A 15,533-nucleotide genomic window follows, 5' to 3' on the forward strand; every position below is an offset into this window, starting at 1 on the left:
CATCTGCTAGTAAAAATCCCCCCGAAATTATCGATATCACACGTAATAGGTCATTTGAAAGGAAAGACAGCGCTGAGATTGTTCAGCAAATTTCCGTACCTGAGGAAGAGCAAATTGTGGGGAAATCATTTCTGGGCGCGAGGGTATTGCGTGGATACCGTAGGTATCAATGAAGAGATGATAAGAAGGTATGTGAAATATCAGGAAAAACACGAACAAGAAGAGAGCCAGCTTCAGCTAAAAGAGATGTGAAGCGAAGGCTCTCAGAGTCAGAGCTAAGTACGCCCCTCTGGGGCGCAATCAATGCCACCTGCTATGCAGGTGGTTTTTTACGCCTGTAATTTGTGCCGGGCGGGTTGTTAGCCTCCCTGTCTGGCTTCATCTGGCGATTCTGCCGGCTGCGACAGCCTGCATCTCTCTTCTGGCATTCTGTTTCTGGACTGCACGCAATGTGCTGAACCGGATAGATGCGAGCAGCAAATTGAAAGCTCTGCGCTTTACCCACGCACCGATGCAGCTTGCCCGATGGGTAACCAGAAAGGTGAGATGTTTCCGCCTCAAGACCCTTTTTTTAAAGCCATTTATAACCCTCTGATTAACAAGTTCTTTTATATTGCGATGAAAAAAAGGGTTAAGACGCTGAAAAGTGATTATCTTTTATTAAAAACAACAGGATGATATTGTTTCCCTTCAGTTCACTGCCGCACAGGCAGCTTAGAAAGCAAGGAACAGGACGAACTTTTAGATGAATGGGTTCACTGCCGCACAGGCAGCTTAGAAAAGTGTAGGATATATTTGGTTCATGGCGCAATGGTTCACTGCCGTACAGGCAGCTTAGAAATTCTCCTGCGTTGCCTTTCACCGCCCGCAGCCGTTCACTGCCGTGCAGGCAGCTTAAAATCATCGCTACCGCACAGAAAACCGTTTGCTAACGTTTGCAACTGTGTAGATAAGCAGAAAATAACAGGCCGTTAAAATCGGTGGGGAAAAGCTAATTAAGAGTTAATTTAGCAGCACTATTATTTTTGTTGCGAAGAAACACAAAAGACCGGGGATTACCCGGCCTTTAAAAGAGATGCACTTAACTGTGCTGGCGGAAGATCTTAGCGGCTACGGAAGACAATGCGGCCTTTGCTCAGGTCGTACGGGGTCAGTTCCACAGTCACTTTATCGCCCGTCAGAATACGGATGTAGTTTTTACGCATTTTACCGGAGATATGCGCAGTGACCACGTGACCGTTTTCCAGTTCTACGCGGAACATCGTATTAGGTAACGTTTCAAGAACGGTACCCTGCATTTCAATATTGTCTTCTTTGGCCATCTAATCCTCGGGGGTATCACTACCATAATTTTTGAACCGGCAAGATAATGCCGAAGTTCGTGTGTTAAGTAAAGATTTGTGCTGATAAAACGCAAGTGCAGCAAAACGACTTTTGCCAGTTACCCTCACGCCACAGCCAGGACGCGCTAAATGCGCAACCGTAAAGGGGAGCGATGGAGTAAACGAAGGGCATCCCTGATACGAACAACTCCCGGATGGGGCGGGGCAACAGGCAAAAGCTGCTTTGAGCGTCCATTATAACACCCTGATAAAAAATGTGCCGAAAACATTATTCAGGAGATAAAAACAGCGTACGTGGCACCCAAAAATGCGAAGGCAAAGGGACTGCACGCAATTTGGCAAGCTGGAGTAAATAATCTCTGCGCGGTATTTCTACCGCGCCCAGCGATGCAGTGTGATTATTTAGTACCTGGCAATCAATCAGTTTGCCGCCCTGACGGAGAAACTCGTCGCAGAAAACAAGCAGCGCCGTCTTCGAGGCGTTAATGCGGCGGCTAAACATCGACTCGCCGCAAAACAGCAAGCCCTGCGCCACCCCGTACATTCCGCCGACCAGTTCGTCACCTTCCCACACTTCAATTGAGTGCGCATGACCAAGCTCGTGCAGGCGATGGTAGGCCATCACGATATCGGACGTAATCCAGGTCCCTTCGTCGCGATCCTGCGCGCAACCGTCAATCACTTTGCCAAAGGCATGATTAAGGGTAACGCGATAAGGGGAGGACTTATGAAAACGTTTCATGCTGCGGCTGATATGAAACGTCTGCGGCCACAGTACGGCGCGAGGATCGGGTGACCACCAGAGGATCGGGTCGCCAGGAGAAAACCAGGGGAAAATGCCGCGCTGATAGGCCATCAGTAACCGGGCCGGGCTTAAATCTCCGCCCAGCGCCAGCAGACCATTAGGTTCGCGTAGCGCCGCTTCAGGCGAAGGAAAAGCGATAGAGTGACGAGAAAGCTGAACCAGGCGCATGACAACAACGCTCCACAACGCGACAAGGGACCCCTTTTAATATCGTCATTTTGCCATTTCACTTTAATTGCGCTGCGGCAGAAGCGGCAAAATGACGAATATCCACTACAGACGCTGCTTAAACTGGTAGTACCGACCCTGTTTCGCCATTAACGCTGCGTGATTACCTTGCTCAATTATTTGTCCGTTGTCCATCACAATTATGCGATCAAAAAACGCCAGACCGCGAAGACGATGCGTGACCATTAACAGCGTTTTGCCTTTCATCACTTCACGAAGTAATTCAAGAACCTGGCTCTCTGTTTCAGCGTCCAGCCCTTCAGTTGGTTCATCCAGTAAAACCAGTGGAGCGTCATGCAACAGCGCGCGGGCAATGGCCAGACGGCGCAATTCACCGCCGGAAAGCTGGCGTCCACCTTCCCCAAGCCACGCGTTCAGACCGCCATCATTGAGCAGCTTTTCCAGCCCGACGCGCGTCAGCATTGCACTCAACGTTTCATCACTGGCTTGCGGCGCTGCAAGCAACAAGTTATCACGCAGCGTAGCGCTAAACAGATGCACGCGTTGTGGAACCATGCTGATGAGCGAACGCAGCGTTGCTTCGGCCACATCGCGCAGAGGCCGATCGTTCAGCCGAATTTCGCCTTGTTGTGGATCCCAGGCACGCGTAAGCAGTTGCAGCAATGTTGATTTGCCGCAGCCGGTACGGCCGAGAATAGCGACATGTTCACCAGCGGCTATCGACAAGGCGATATTCTCCAGCGCACGCTGTGGTTGCCCTGGATAGCTAAAAGCCAGATCCTTAAATTGCACCGCAACATGCTCGGGTACAGGCATACTGGCTTGCGGGAAAGTCACATCTGGCGGGCAGTCGGTGATTTGCGTAATACGGGTGGCAGAAGCGATCACCTGGCCAAGGTGCTGGAAAGCGCCAGTAACCGGTGCCAGCGCTTCAAACGCCGCCAGTGCGCAAAAGACGAACAGTGCGATTAATGCGCCTGGCTGAGAATTGCCGCCAACATCGGCGGAAGCAAACCACAGCATAACGATGACTGCTGCACCGCTAATCAGCAACATCAGCGCCTGCGAGACGGCACTCAGATCAGACTGACGGCGTTGAGCGTCGTGCCAGTTTAATTCTGTGTTCTCCAGTTGTTCACGGTAGCGCTGGCTGGCGCCAAAAATGGTCAGCTCCGCCTGGCCCTGCAACCAACTGGTTAATTGCTGACGGTACTGGCCACGCAGGGATGTCAGACTCTCACCGGTTGGTTTCCCCGCCCGGTAAAAGAGTGGCGGCAACACAAGCAGCGTAGCCAGCATAATACCGCTGAGCATGAGCGCCAGAGAGACATCCAGCATGCTTAAACCGACCATCACCACAATGATGACCACCAGTGCGCCTACCAGCGGAGAGATGACACGCAAATAAAGATGGTCGAGTGTATCGACATCGGCCACCACCCGGTTCAGTAACTCCCCCTGGCGAAAACGCGCCAGCCCGGCAGGGGAGAGGGGCAACAGTTTGCTGAAAGTGGCGACGCGCAAATGTTCCAGTACGCGGAAAGTGGCTTCATGGCTGACCAGACGCTCAAAATAACGTCCGGCGGTACGGATAATAGCTGCACCACGAACCCCGGCCGCAGGCAGCATATAGTTAAAACTGTAAAGCCCGGAAACGCCAACGACCGCAGAGGCCGACAGGAACCACCCGGAGAGCGTTAACAACCCGATACTGGCCAGCAGGGTGATAATCGCGAGGATCACGCCCAGCAGCAACATCCATTTGTGACGTTTATACAGCGCGAGATAAGGCAACAAAGCACGCATTTAAATCTCCTCCTGGCGGTGGGCGAGAAGGTCGGCAAACGTTCCCTGCGACGTTGAAAGTTCAGCATAGCTGCCTTGCTCAATGATCTTGCCATCCTGCATCACCCAAATGGCATCCCATTCGTTCAGATTTTCCAGTTGGTGAGTAACCATCAGTGTGGTTTGCTGGTGGGAGGCCTCAGTCAATGCCTGCATAACCCGTTGCTCGCTATGGGCATCCAGGCTGGCGGAAGGCTCATCCAGCAACAGCAATTTGCATGATGAGATCAGGGCGCGGGCTACGGCGACACGTTGCGCCTGACCAACAGAGAGACGCACGGCCTGGTCGCCAGGCTGCGTTTCCAGACCTTCCGGCAACAGAGGTAAAAATTCGCTGACCCAGGCTTTATCCAGTGCCGCTTGCAATTCAGCCGCACTGGCATTTGGCCGCGCCAGCAAAACATTTTCCCGTAATGTGGCAGCCGGAAGCTGTGGATTTTGCCCCACCCAGCTTATCACTTCGTGCCAGCTATCCGGCTCAAGCGCGCTCAGCTCAACGTCATTGACGCGCAGTGAACCCTCATAAGGCAAGAAACCGGAGATAACATTAATCAGTGAACTTTTACCGGAACCACTTTTCCCTACCACTACCACTCGTTGTCCGGCAGCAAGGGTGAAGTTGAGCGGACCGGCGAGTGCTGCGCCTTCTGCTGACTTTATTATCAGATTGTGTGCGGTGAGTGTGACAGGCTCATCGCTTACTAGCCGGGTTTCACCGCGTTGAGGATGTGCCAGCGGTGCTTCCATAAACGTTTTTAAGCTGTCGGCGGCGCCGATAGCTTGCGCCTTGGCATGATAGAAGGTACCCAGATCGCGTAGCGGCTGGAAAAACTCCGGCGCCAGTACCAGTGCAAGGAAGCCAGCGAACAACGTAACGCCGGTGCTGTAATGACCAAAATTCAGCTCGCCAAGATAAGAAAAGCCGAAGTAGACAGCGACCAGCGCAATCGACAACGAAGCAAAAAATTCCAGCACGCCGGAAGATAAGAAAGCCAGACGCAATACTTCCATGGTTCTGCTGCGGAAATCCTGAGATGCGCGACGGATACTTTCGGTTTCCGCTTCGCCACGACCAAAAATACGCAGCGTTTCCATGCCGCGCAGGCGATCAAGAAAATGACCGCTCAAGCGCGCCAGCGCTTTAAAATTACGGCGGTTAGCATCGGCGGCTCCCATTCCAACCATCGCCATAAACAGCGGGATAAGGGGAGCTGTACCGAGCAAAATAAGCGCGGCGGCCCAATTGACGGGGAGTAAAGTGACAACGATTAACAGTGGCACGCTGCCCGCAAGGGCCATCTGTGGTAAATAGCGGGCATAGAAATCGTGCATATCGTCAATTTGTTCAAGGACCAGTGTCGCCCAGCTCCCGGCGGGTTTACCCTGGATCCAGGCAGGCCCCGCCTGGTGAAGGCGATCCAGCACTTGTCGGCGGATTTCAAAACGAATATGTGCCCCGGCATAAAATCCTACTCGTTCCCGCAGCCAGACAACCCAACTACGCAGGATGAAGATCAGCGCCAGTAAGGTGAAGGGTAGCAGCAACGCCTCACGCGGTATATTTCCCATAATCATATGATTGAGGATGCGCGCCAGTATCCAGGCTTGCGCCACAATCAGTGCACCGCTTACCACACCGAGAAGGCGGGAAAGCATTAACCAGCGGCGGGAAATAATGCTTTGCTGTTTCAACCAGCGAGTGAGTTCTTGTTGACGGGTTTTATTCATTGCGCGCTTAGCAGGTGAAGTTATCGGAATTTTTAACTTGCGCAATGTTACATCGGGGCAAAAATAAAGGCGACTTATAGTCGCCTTCTTTACCTTTGTTACTGACTTGTAAAGATTATTTACTTTCAGCCAGCCCGTCGAGATAGCGTTCCGCATCCAGAGCGGCCATACAGCCTGTACCTGCAGAAGTGATCGCCTGACGGTAGATATGATCCATAACATCACCGGCGGCAAAGACACCCGGAATGCTAGTTTGCGTGGCGTTACCGTGAATACCAGACTGCACCTTGATGTAGCCATTTTCCAGTGCCAGTTGACCTTCGAAGATACCGGTATTCGGGCTGTGGCCGATAGCCACAAACAGCCCCGCAACGTCCAGTGACTCCACGTTGTCTGCATTTTGCGTATCACGCAGACGCAGACCCGTGACGCCCATCTGATCGCCGGTGACTTCTTCCAGCGTGCGATGAGTATGCAGCACAATGTTACCGCTCTCTACTTTATCCATCAGACGCTTAATCAGGATCTTTTCCGCACGGAAAGTGTCGCGACGATGGATCAAATGCACTTCAGAGGCGATATTTGCCAGATATAGCGCTTCTTCAACAGCGGTATTGCCGCCGCCGATTACCGCTACTTTCTGATTGCGGTAAAAGAAACCGTCGCAGGTTGCGCAAGCGGAAACGCCGCGGCCTTTAAATGCTTCTTCCGAAGCCAGCCCCAGATAACGTGCAGACGCGCCAGTCGCGATGATAAGCGCATCGCAAGTATATTCGCCGCTATCGCCAGTCAGGCGGAAAGGCCGATTTTGCAAATCAACGCTGTGGATATGATCAAAGATGATTTCAGTATCAAATTTGGTGGCATGCTCATGCATGCGCTCCATCAGCAGCGGCCCGGTCAGATCGTGCGGGTCGCCCGGCCAGTTTTCCACTTCAGTGGTGGTGGTGAGCTGGCCGCCTTTTTCCATCCCGGTAATCAGCACTGGCTGTAGGTTTGCGCGTGCAGCATAGACCGCAGCGGTATAACCGGCAGGGCCTGAACCAAGGATGAGCAGCTTACTGTGTTTGGCCGTACCCATGAGATCCTCATTGTTGTTTGGCAGACATTAAGCTGAATTGTAGGGAATTTAGCATCGTAAAAAAAGAGCGCGCCAGTTTTGTTAACGATATGTGTAATAGAAATAGCCGATGACGCGGGGGGGATTTTGGCCAGAAATATAATAATTTCTACTGAAAATCGGTCAGTTATAAGGTGATAAAGTGAGGATTAGGGAGTGGGGTTGATGAATATCTGGCATGTTGTACTAAAAAAAGATGTTTTACTTTGACAATCCCCTGCGCATTTGCGAAAACATCAAAGGAAGAAAAAAGCAGTGTTTCGCGCGTCATGCAAACTCATGCACGTGAATGCCATCTTTTACCGGGCTAGTGAAATCTACGCATGGCGTGGACAGACGCCATGCGTGATATTGATAGCTGCCTTTGGCAACGGTCTTCTTAATATTGCCTCCGCAGCGCCGTAACGCGACGGGCAAAGACTCTGAACAGTGAAGTGCACAGGGTCAAGACAGGAGTAGGGAAGGAATACAGAGAGACAATAATAATGGTAGATAGCAAGAAGCGCCCAGGCAAAGATCTCGACCGCATTGATCGTAATATCCTGAACGAACTGCAAAAAGATGGGCGTATTTCCAACGTCGAGCTTTCTAAACGAGTGGGGCTTTCCCCGACGCCGTGCCTTGAGCGTGTGCGCAGGCTGGAAAGACAAGGATTTATCCAGGGCTATACCGCACTGCTAAATCCGCATTATCTGGATGCATCACTTCTGGTATTTGTTGAGATTACTCTGAATCGTGGCGCGCCCGATGTGTTTGAACAATTCAACACCGCTGTGCAAAAACTTGAAGAAATTCAAGAGTGCCATCTGGTTTCAGGCGACTTCGACTACCTGTTGAAGACGCGTGTGCCGGATATGTCGGCCTACCGCAAACTGTTAGGGGAAACCCTGCTGCGTCTGCCAGGCGTGAACGACACCCGCACATATGTGGTGATGGAAGAAGTTAAACAGAGCAATCGTCTGGTAATTAAGACGCGCTAATACGGAACAGGTGCACAATCGCTGTTTTTTGATTACACTCCTGTTAATCCATACAGCAACAGTGCCGGGGAGACCCGGCGCTGTTGTCCGTTTTAGCATCAAGGACCTGGAGAGCCTGTCTTGAGCCAGGAATACACCGAAGACAAAGAAGTCACACTGACCAAGCTTAGCAGCGGGCGCCGACTCCTGGAGGCGTTGCTGATCCTCGTTTCACTTTCTGCCATCTGGTTGATGGCCGCGCTTGTAAGTTTTAACCCGTCGGACCCTAGCTGGTCGCAAACGGCCTGGCATGAACCTATCCATAATCTGGGCGGTGTGCCCGGCGCATGGCTTGCCGATACGCTGTTTTTTATTTTTGGCGTTATGGCTTACACCATTCCGGTGATCATCATTGGCGGCTGCTGGTTTGCTTACCGTCACCGCGCCAGTGAAGATTATATCGATTACTTTGCCGTATCGCTGCGTATGATTGGTGCGCTGGCATTGATCCTGACCTCTTGCGGCCTGGCCGCGATTAATGCTGATGATATTTGGTATTTCGCCTCCGGCGGCGTGATTGGCAGCCTGCTGAGTACTACACTGCAACCTCTGCTGCGCAGCAGTGGCGGTACGCTCGCGCTGCTCTGCATTTGGGCTGCCGGGCTGACCTTATTTACCGGCTGGTCGTGGGTCACCATCGCCGAGAAAATCGGCAGCGTCATTCTCAATATTCTGACCTTCGCCAGTAATCGCACCCGTCGCGATGACACCTGGGTTGATGATGACGAGTACGAAGACGACGAAGAGTACGAAGAGGAAAAACCCCGTGAGTCGCGTCGTGCTCGTATTCTTCGCGGAGCGCTGGAACGCCGTAAGCGTGTTGCTGAAAAATTCGCCAACCCGATGGGGCGTAAAACCGACGAAGCGCTGTTCTCCGGTAAGCGGATGGACGATGAGGAAGATGAGATCGCATACAGCGCGCGCGCTGTACCAGCGGATGCCGACGACGTCCTGTTCTCCGGTCATCGTGCTACGGAAGCTGAGCAGGAATACGATCCATTGCTGAACGGCCACAGCGTTACTGAACCTGTAGTGGCCGCTGCCACAGCGACAACCGCAGCTGTGCAGGCGCATGCAGCACCTGCTGCTGCGATGCAGCAACAAGATGTCGAATGGCCGTATGCGCAGGCACCAGCAACTCAGGTGCCACCGCAGGCGTCTTATCAGCCAGAGCAGTATGCCGAAGCTGCTCAGAAGGCCCCGTATCATTCTCCTCAACATCTCCCCGAGTGGCAGCAACCTGTCGCAGAAGAAGTGTGGACGCCTGATGCGCCGGTAACGCCACTGCCGCCGGAAGAAGAGGTTTATGCTCAGCAGGCGCCGCAGGAACCGTTACCATGGCAAAGCGAATCGCAAATCGCACCAGCTCCGGAACCGATAGTCACGCCTGAATCTGAACCAGTTGTTGAAGAGGTAAAACAGACTCGTCCGCCGCTTTACTACTTTGAAGAGGTGGAAGAGAAGCGCGCGCGTGAGCGTGAACAACTGGCTGCCTGGTATCAGCCAATCCCTGAGCCTGCTGTTGATGAACCCGCGACAAAACCTGCTGTTTTCTCTGCGCCATCGGCCGCAGCAGTTGATCCATCCGTTGCTCCTGTTGCGGCTGGCGTACAACAAGCTACGGCACATGCCGCCGCCACCGCCGCAGCGCCAGTCTTTAGCCTGGCCGCTGGTGGTGCGCCGCGTCCGCAGGTTAAAGAGGGGATTGGTCCGCAGTTGCCGCGCCCGAACCGCGTTCGTGTTCCGACGCGACGCGAACTGGCGTCTTACGGTATCAAATTACCTTCTCAGCGTATGGCAGAGGAGCGTGCCCGCGAGGAAGAAGTGCGTCAGCATGATGACGACGAAGCCGATATGCTGCAGCAGAACGAACTGGCTCGCCAGTTTGCCGCTACACAGCAAGATCGCTATGGAAATGAATTCCAGCACGAGGCACCACAGTTCCATCCGCAGCACCCGGTAATCAGCGACGAAGAAGCGGAAGAAGCTGAACTGGCCAGCCAGTTCGCTGCCTCTCAGCAACAGCGCTATTCGGGAGAACAACCGGCAGGCGCACAAGCGTTTATGCCTGAAGATTTTGCATTTTCACCAATGAAAACGCTGGTTGATGATGGGCCGCACGAACCGCTGTTCACGCCAGGCTCGATGCCAGAGCCAGCACAGCCAGTACAGCAGCCGCATCATTATCAACAACCGACGCCGCCGCAATACCAACAGCCAGCACAGTCGCACTATCAGCCGCAGGTTCAACAGGCGGTTCAGCAGTCCGCTATGCCGCAGCAACAGCATCAGGCTGCGCCACAGCCGCAAGAGAGCTTGATCCATCCGCTGCTGATGCGTAATGGTGATAGCCGACCCGTGCAGAAACCGACCACGCCGCTGCCATCCCTCGATCTGTTGACGCAGCCGCCAGCGGAAGTTGAACCTGTTGATACCTTTGCGCTTGAGCAAATGGCGCGCCTGGTCGAAGCGCGTCTGGCCGATTTCCGCATCAAAGCCGATGTGGTGAATTATTCGCCGGGGCCGGTGATTACCCGCTTTGAGTTGAATTTGGCGCCGGGGGTGAAAGCCGCACGTATTTCCAACCTGTCCCGCGATCTGGCACGTTCACTTTCCACCGTTGCCGTGCGCGTAGTGGAAGTGATCCCTGGCAAGCCATATGTTGGCCTGGAATTACCGAACAAGAAACGTCATACCGTCTATCTGCGTGAAGTGCTGGATTGCGTGAAATTCCGGGAAAGCCCGTCGCCGTTGACCGTGGTGCTGGGTAAAGATATCGCTGGCGATCCGGTGATTGCCGATCTGGCGAAAATGCCGCACCTGCTGGTTGCCGGTACGACTGGCTCTGGTAAGTCGGTGGGCGTGAACGCCATGATCCTCAGCATGCTGTATAAAGCGACACCGGAAGAGGTGCGCTTTATTATGATCGACCCGAAAATGCTCGAACTTTCGGTGTATGAAGGCATCCCGCATCTGCTGACCGAAGTGGTTACCGATATGAAAGATGCGGCCAATGCGTTGCGCTGGAGCGTCAACGAAATGGAACGTCGCTACAAATTGATGTCAGCGCTCGGCGTGCGTAATCTGGCGGGTTACAACGAGAAGATCGCAGAAGCAGCGCGTATGGGCCGTCCAATTCCGGATCCGTACTGGAAGCCGGGCGACAGCATGGATGCGCAACATCCGGTGCTGGAAAAACTGCCATATATCGTGGTGATGGTGGATGAGTTCGCTGACCTGATGATGACTGTCGGCAAGAAAGTGGAAGAGCTAATTGCGCGTCTGGCGCAGAAAGCGCGCGCCGCAGGTATTCACCTGGTATTGGCGACTCAGCGCCCGTCGGTCGACGTTATCACCGGGTTGATTAAAGCGAACATCCCGACGCGTATTGCTTTTACCGTATCGAGTAAGATCGATTCGCGTACCATCCTCGATCAGGGCGGTGCTGAATCGCTGCTTGGGATGGGTGATATGCTGTACTCCGGTCCAAACTCTACCTCTGCGCCTGTACGCGTACATGGTGCGTTCGTACGTGACCAGGAAGTCCATGCCGTAGTGCAGGACTGGAAAGCGCGTGGTCGCCCACAGTATGTCGATGGCATTACGTCAGAAAGCGAAAGCGAAGGTGGCGCCGGCGGAGGCTTTGATGTTGGTGAAGAGCTGGACCCATTATTTGATCAGGCCGTTAACTTCGTGACCGAAAAACGCAAGGCCTCTATCTCTGGCGTTCAGCGCCAGTTCCGCATCGGCTATAACCGTGCGGCGCGTATTATCGAGCAGATGGAAGCCCAGGGTATTGTCAGCGAGCAGGGGCATAACGGTAACCGTGAGGTGCTGGCACCGCCGCCGTTCGAATGATTGCAAAGCCAGGTAAATAAGTAAAAATTCAGTCTTTTCTTCTGTCTCTCTTTGCATACGGTGCTTAGAGTGACAGAAGTATTCTCCCGTGTCGGGAGTGACGTATCTGAGGAATAACGATGAAAAAAATCGCCGTGGCGTGTGCGTTAATGGGCAGCTTGCTGGCCAGTAACGTGTGGGCAGATGCTTCCAGCGACCTGAAAAGCCGTCTTGATAAAGTTAGCAGTTTCCACGCCAGCTTCACTCAAAAAGTGACGGATGGCAGCGGAGCTGCTGTACAGGAAGGTCAGGGGGATTTGTGGGTTAAACGCCCGAATCTGTTCAACTGGCATATGACCCAGCCGGACGAAAGCGTGCTGGTTTCTGACGGGAAAACCCTGTGGTTCTACAACCCGTTTGTGGAACAGGCCACTGCGACCTGGCTGAAAGATGCCACCGGCAATACACCGTTTATGCTGATTGCCCGTAATCAGGCCAGCGACTGGCAGCAATACAATATAGAGCAAAAGGGCGATGACTTTGTTCTTACGCCGAAAGGTAACAACGGTAACCTGAAGCAATTCACTATCAATGTTGGTCGCGATGGCACCATTCATCAGTTCAGTGCAATTGAACAGGACGATCAGCGCAGCAGCTATCAACTGAAATCACAGCAAAATGGCGCGGTCGATCCCGCTAAATTCACCTTTACCCCGCCGAAGGGCGTAACGGTTGACGATCAGCGTAAGTAAGAGGCGCGGATGAGCAATATGTCGCTCGATTTCTCCGATAATGCGTTTCAACCTCTGGCCGCCCGTATGCGGCCAGAAAATTTAGCGCAGTACATAGGCCAGCAACACCTTCTGGCGGCAGGCAAACCTTTGCCGCGCGCCATTGAGGCTGGGCATCTGCACTCGATGATCCTCTGGGGACCTCCGGGGACGGGGAAAACGACGCTGGCGGAAGTGATTGCCCGTTATGCGAACGCGGATGTTGAACGCATTTCTGCGGTGACGTCTGGCGTGAAAGAGATCCGTGAAGCTATCGAGCGCGCGCGGCAGAATCGCAATGCCGGGCGGCGTACCATTCTGTTTGTTGACGAAGTTCACCGTTTTAACAAAAGCCAGCAGGACGCGTTTCTGCCGCATATTGAAGACGGCACCATCACCTTTATTGGCGCAACAACGGAAAATCCCTCTTTTGAACTCAACTCAGCGCTGCTCTCCCGTGCGCGTGTTTATCTGTTGAAGTCTCTCACGACTGAAGACATTGAGCAGGTATTGACACAGGCGATGGAAGATAAAGCCCGTGGTTATGGCGGTCAGGATATCGTTCTACCGGATGAAACCCGACGGGCTATTGCCGAACTGGTGGGTGGCGATGCGCGACGGGCGCTCAACACGCTGGAAATGATGGCCGACATGGCGGAGCTGGATGAGGCCGGCAAACGCGTGTTGAAACCGACCCTGTTGACCGAGATTGCTGGTGAACGCAGCGCGCGCTTTGATAACAAAGGCGATCGTTTTTACGATTTAATTTCCGCATTGCATAAATCGGTACGCGGTAGCGCACCGGATGCCGCACTTTACTGGTATGCGCGCATTATCACAGCCGGAGGCGATCCGCTGTATGTGGCGCGTCGCTGTCTGGCAATTGCTTCGGAAGATGTCGGCAATGCCGATCCGCGCGCCATGCAGGTGGCCATTTCCGCCTGGGATTGTTTTACGCGCGTTGGCCCGGCCGAAGGTGAGCGCGCAATTGCGCAGGCAATTGTTTATCTTGCCTGTGCGCCGAAGAGTAATGCGGTGTATACGGCGTTTAAAGCGGCACTTGCAGACGCACGCGACCGCCCGGATTTCGATGTGCCTGTACACCTGCGTAACGCTCCAACGAAATTGATGAAAGAGATGGGGTACGGCCAGGAGTATCGTTATGCACACGACGAACCCAATGCCTATGCTGCTGGTGAGGAGTATTTCCCACAGGAATTAGCACAAACGCGCTATTATCACCCCACCAACAGAGGTCTTGAGGGCAAGATTGGCGAAAAGCTCGCCTGGCTGGCCGAACAGGATCATAAAAGCCCTATAAAACGCTATCGCTAGTGCAGGCGTTGCGGTAAGGTTACCGCTGTACATTATATCGATCGCAGGCAGCGATCGACTTCTTCTTTTTACAATACAACAAGCACAGGAAAAGCATGCTCGATCCCAATCTGCTGCGTACCGAGCCAGACGCAGTCGCTGAAAAACTGGCACGCCGGGGCTTTAAGCTGGATGTAGACAAATTACGCGCGCTCGAAGAGCGTCGTAAAGTTTTGCAGGTTAATACCGAGAACCTGCAAGCAGAGCGTAACTCGCGATCGAAATCCATTGGCCAGGCGAAAGCACGCGGGGAAGACATTGAGCCATTACGCCTGGAAGTGAACAAGCTGGGTGAAGAACTTGACGCAGCGAAAGCCGAACTGGAAACCCTGTTGGCTGAGATCCGTGAGATTGCACTGACTATTCCGAACCTGCCTGACGACTGTGTCCCGACGGGGCGCGATGAGAACGATAACGTCGAAATCAGCCGCTGGGGTACACCGCGCCAATTCGATTTTGAAATCCGCGATCATGTTACGCTGGGCGAAATGCACAGCGGTCTGGATTTTGCTGCCGCCGTAAAACTGACTGGCGCCCGTTTCGTGGTGATGAAAGGGCAAATCGCCCGTATGCATCGCGCGTTGGCGCAGTTCATGCTCGATTTGCACACCGAGCAGCATGGCTACGCGGAAAACTACGTACCGTATCTGGTCAACCACGACACGCTGTATGGCACCGGCCAGTTGCCGAAATTTGCTGGCGATCTGTTCCACACGCGTCCGCTGGAAGAAGAATCTGACAGCAGCAACTATGCATTGATCCCGACGGCTGAAGTGCCGCTGACCAACCTGGTACGCGATGAGATCATCGACGAAGACGATCTGCCGATCAAAATGACCGCTCACACACCGTGTTTCCGCTCCGAAGCGGGGTCTTACGGCCGTGATACCCGTGGTTTGATTCGTATGCACCAGTTCGACAAAGTTGAAATGGTGCAGATTGTCCGCCCGGAAGAGTCGATGGAAGCGCTGGAAGAGATGACCGGTCATGCTGAGAAAGTGTTGCAACTGCTCGGTCTGCCGTACCGCAAGATTCTGCTCTGTACTGGTGATATGGGCTTTGGTGCATGCAAAACCTACGATCTGGAAGTATGGGTTCCGGCGCAGAATACTTACCGTGAAATTTCTTCCTGTTCTAACGTATGGGATTTCCAGGCGCGTCGCATGCAGGCACGCTGCCGCAGCAAGTCCGACAAGAAAACCCGTCTGGTGCATACGCTGAATGGTTCTGGTTTAGCTGTCGGCCGTACGCTGGTTGCCGTGATGGAAAACTATCAGCAGGCCGATGGTCGTATCGAGGTTCCTGAAGTACTGCGTCCGTATATGAACGGTCTTGAATTCATCGGTTAATCATTTCTTTAATATTTATCAAAAAGCGCCTGTTGGCGCTTTTTTTACGCCCTTGCTTGATACCAAACAATAATCACCTTCCTCCAAAGTAGTAGTACTCAAATAGCATAGTCAGTACAAAACTCTGATAAAAAGCAAATTCGCTATATAAATA

Annotated in this window: 11 protein-coding genes; 6 read left to right on the forward strand and 5 right to left on the reverse strand. The window is 53.2% G+C overall.

All coding sequences use genetic code 11. From position 1 onward, the window contains the following. A partial coding sequence (gene tnpA, locus GA0061070_RS09890; protein WP_139109745.1) for an IS200/IS605 family transposase occupies positions 1 to 252 on the forward strand: 252 nt, incomplete at its 5' end. 851 nt (positions 253 to 1,103) lie between these two features. Here the strand turns inward: tnpA and infA are convergent. The 5 genes from infA to trxB all read right to left on the reverse strand — a co-directional run bounded on the left by infA (position 1,104) and on the right by trxB (position 6,991). Further along, positions 1,104 to 1,322 (reverse strand): translation initiation factor IF-1, encoded by a 219-nt coding sequence (infA, locus tag GA0061070_RS09895; protein ID WP_001040187.1) that lies wholly within the window; start codon positions 1,320 to 1,322, stop codon positions 1,104 to 1,106. A gap of 289 nt (positions 1,323 to 1,611) precedes the next feature. Next, positions 1,612 to 2,316: a leucyl/phenylalanyl-tRNA--protein transferase gene (gene aat / locus GA0061070_RS09905; RefSeq protein WP_090135738.1), complete on the reverse strand. Its 705-nt coding sequence runs from the start codon at positions 2,314 to 2,316 to the stop codon at positions 1,612 to 1,614. Between the two features lie 105 nt (positions 2,317 to 2,421). Next, positions 2,422 to 4,143 carry a heme ABC transporter ATP-binding protein/permease CydC gene (cydC, locus tag GA0061070_RS09910; protein WP_090135740.1) on the reverse strand — a complete coding sequence of 574 codons (1,722 nt, stop codon included), beginning with the start codon at positions 4,141 to 4,143 and terminating at the stop codon, positions 2,422 to 2,424. After that, complete coding sequence (gene cydD, locus GA0061070_RS09915) at positions 4,144 to 5,910, reverse strand: heme ABC transporter permease/ATP-binding protein CydD (protein ID WP_090135742.1); 1,767 nt, start codon at positions 5,908 to 5,910, stop codon at positions 4,144 to 4,146. A 115-nt stretch (positions 5,911 to 6,025) separates the two neighbouring features. Beyond that, a complete protein-coding gene (gene trxB / locus GA0061070_RS09920; RefSeq protein WP_090135744.1) occupies positions 6,026 to 6,991 on the reverse strand; it encodes a thioredoxin-disulfide reductase in 966 nt (321 codons plus the stop codon). Positions 6,992 to 7,515: 524 nt separating this feature from the next. On the opposite strand from trxB, the gene lrp reads away from it, so the two are divergent. From lrp to serS, 5 genes are all read left to right on the forward strand, one after another. Next, positions 7,516 to 8,010: a leucine-responsive transcriptional regulator Lrp gene (gene lrp / locus GA0061070_RS09930; RefSeq protein ID WP_000228473.1), complete on the forward strand. Its 495-nt coding sequence runs from the start codon at positions 7,516 to 7,518 to the stop codon at positions 8,008 to 8,010. A gap of 120 nt (positions 8,011 to 8,130) precedes the next feature. Continuing rightward, positions 8,131 to 11,907, forward strand: a complete 3,777-nt coding sequence (locus tag GA0061070_RS09935; RefSeq protein WP_090135745.1) for a DNA translocase FtsK 4TM domain-containing protein — start codon at positions 8,131 to 8,133, stop codon at positions 11,905 to 11,907. A 119-nt stretch (positions 11,908 to 12,026) separates the two neighbouring features. Then, positions 12,027 to 12,638, forward strand: a complete 612-nt coding sequence (gene lolA / locus GA0061070_RS09940) for an outer membrane lipoprotein periplasmic chaperone LolA (protein WP_090135747.1) — start codon at positions 12,027 to 12,029, stop codon at positions 12,636 to 12,638. A gap of 9 nt (positions 12,639 to 12,647) precedes the next feature. After that, on the forward strand, positions 12,648 to 13,991 hold the full coding sequence (gene rarA / locus GA0061070_RS09945) for a replication-associated recombination protein RarA (protein WP_090135749.1): 1,344 nt from the start codon (positions 12,648 to 12,650) through the stop codon (positions 13,989 to 13,991). A gap of 95 nt (positions 13,992 to 14,086) precedes the next feature. Continuing rightward, on the forward strand, positions 14,087 to 15,379 hold the full coding sequence (gene serS, locus GA0061070_RS09950) for a serine--tRNA ligase (protein ID WP_090135750.1): 1,293 nt from the start codon (positions 14,087 to 14,089) through the stop codon (positions 15,377 to 15,379). The last annotated feature ends 154 nt before the right edge of the window (positions 15,380 to 15,533 follow it).

Origin of the sequence: Kosakonia oryziphila (genome assembly GCF_900094795.1) — a bacterium.
In the GTDB taxonomy this organism is placed as follows: domain Bacteria; phylum Pseudomonadota; class Gammaproteobacteria; order Enterobacterales; family Enterobacteriaceae; genus Kosakonia; species Kosakonia oryziphila.

What these genes read in the sequence shown, in the direction of transcription:
- cydD (WP_090135742.1), bottom strand. Translation starts at nt 5,910, where the DNA reads ATGAATAAAACCCGTCAACAAGAACTCACTCGCTGGTTGAAACAGCAA.
- aat (WP_090135738.1), bottom strand. Translation starts at nt 2,316, where the DNA reads ATGCGCCTGGTTCAGCTTTCTCGTCACTCTATCGCTTTTCCTTCGCCT.
- serS (WP_090135750.1), top strand. Translation starts at nt 14,087, where the DNA reads ATGCTCGATCCCAATCTGCTGCGTACCGAGCCAGACGCAGTCGCTGAA.
- rarA (WP_090135749.1), top strand. Translation starts at nt 12,648, where the DNA reads ATGAGCAATATGTCGCTCGATTTCTCCGATAATGCGTTTCAACCTCTG.
- lolA (WP_090135747.1), top strand. Translation starts at nt 12,027, where the DNA reads ATGAAAAAAATCGCCGTGGCGTGTGCGTTAATGGGCAGCTTGCTGGCC.
- lrp (WP_000228473.1), top strand. Translation starts at nt 7,516, where the DNA reads ATGGTAGATAGCAAGAAGCGCCCAGGCAAAGATCTCGACCGCATTGAT.
- cydC (WP_090135740.1), bottom strand. Translation starts at nt 4,143, where the DNA reads ATGCGTGCTTTGTTGCCTTATCTCGCGCTGTATAAACGTCACAAATGG.
- trxB (WP_090135744.1), bottom strand. Translation starts at nt 6,991, where the DNA reads ATGGGTACGGCCAAACACAGTAAGCTGCTCATCCTTGGTTCAGGCCCT.
- infA (WP_001040187.1), bottom strand. Translation starts at nt 1,322, where the DNA reads ATGGCCAAAGAAGACAATATTGAAATGCAGGGTACCGTTCTTGAAACG.